This window comes from Staphylococcus sp. HMSC057A08 (genome assembly GCF_001812925.1).
In the GTDB taxonomy this organism is placed as follows: domain Bacteria; phylum Bacillota; class Bacilli; order Staphylococcales; family Staphylococcaceae; genus Staphylococcus; species Staphylococcus hominis.
The window spans coordinates 1-1,676 of record NZ_KV810863.1 but is presented as its reverse complement, the minus strand read 5'-3'; the positions used below and the strand labels follow the sequence as shown (position 1 = coordinate 1,676).

Annotated in this window: 1 rRNA gene; it reads left to right on the top strand. The window is 49.7% G+C overall.

Annotation, left to right across the window (positions count from 1 at the left end):
* The first annotated feature begins 48 nt into the window (after window positions 1-48).
* Window positions 49-1,599 (top strand): 16S ribosomal RNA (locus tag HMPREF2881_RS09805).
* The last annotated feature ends 77 nt before the right edge of the window (window positions 1,600-1,676 follow it).

Genomic DNA, 1,676 nt, shown 5'->3' with positions numbered 1-1,676 from the left:
TGTTACAAACACTATTTAGTATTATGAGCTAATCAAACATCATAAATTTTTATGGAGAGTTTGATCCTGGCTCAGGATGAACGCTGGCGGCGTGCCTAATACATGCAAGTCGAGCGAACAGACGAGGAGCTTGCTCCTTTGACGTTAGCGGCGGACGGGTGAGTAACACGTGGGTAACCTACCTATAAGACTGGGATAACTTCGGGAAACCGGAGCTAATACCGGATAATATTTCGAACCGCATGGTTCGATAGTGAAAGATGGCTCTGCTATCACTTATAGATGGACCTGCGCCGTATTAGCTAGTTGGTAAGGTAACGGCTTACCAAGGCAACGATACGTAGCCGACCTGAGAGGGTGATCGGCCACACTGGAACTGAGACACGGTCCAGACTCCTACGGGAGGCAGCAGTAGGGAATCTTCCGCAATGGGCGAAAGCCTGACGGAGCAACGCCGCGTGAGTGATGAAGGTCTTCGGATCGTAAAACTCTGTTATTAGGGAAGAACAAACGTGTAAGTAACTGTGCACGTCTTGACGGTACCTAATCAGAAAGCCACGGCTAACTACGTGCCAGCAGCCGCGGTAATACGTAGGTGGCAAGCGTTATCCGGAATTATTGGGCGTAAAGCGCGCGTAGGCGGTTTTTTAAGTCTGATGTGAAAGCCCACGGCTCAACCGTGGAGGGTCATTGGAAACTGGAAAACTTGAGTGCAGAAGAGGAAAGTGGAATTCCATGTGTAGCGGTGAAATGCGCAGAGATATGGAGGAACACCAGTGGCGAAGGCGACTTTCTGGTCTGTAACTGACGCTGATGTGCGAAAGCGTGGGGATCAAACAGGATTAGATACCCTGGTAGTCCACGCCGTAAACGATGAGTGCTAAGTGTTAGGGGGTTTCCGCCCCTTAGTGCTGCAGCTAACGCATTAAGCACTCCGCCTGGGGAGTACGACCGCAAGGTTGAAACTCAAAGGAATTGACGGGGACCCGCACAAGCGGTGGAGCATGTGGTTTAATTCGAAGCAACGCGAAGAACCTTACCAAATCTTGACATCCTTTGACCCTTCTAGAGATAGAAGTTTCCCCTTCGGGGGACAAAGTGACAGGTGGTGCATGGTTGTCGTCAGCTCGTGTCGTGAGATGTTGGGTTAAGTCCCGCAACGAGCGCAACCCTTAAGCTTAGTTGCCATCATTAAGTTGGGCACTCTAAGTTGACTGCCGGTGACAAACCGGAGGAAGGTGGGGATGACGTCAAATCATCATGCCCCTTATGATTTGGGCTACACACGTGCTACAATGGACAATACAAAGGGCAGCGAAACCGCGAGGTCAAGCAAATCCCATAAAGTTGTTCTCAGTTCGGATTGTAGTCTGCAACTCGACTACATGAAGCTGGAATCGCTAGTAATCGTAGATCAGCATGCTACGGTGAATACGTTCCCGGGTCTTGTACACACCGCCCGTCACACCACGAGAGTTTGTAACACCCGAAGCCGGTGGAGTAACCATTTGGAGCTAGCCGTCGAAGGTGGGACAAATGATTGGGGTGAAGTCGTAACAAGGTAGCCGTATCGGAAGGTGCGGCTGGATCACCTCCTTTCTAAGGATATATTCGGAACATCTCGTAGAGATGATACGGAATAACGTGACATATTGTATTCAGTTTTGAATGTTTAT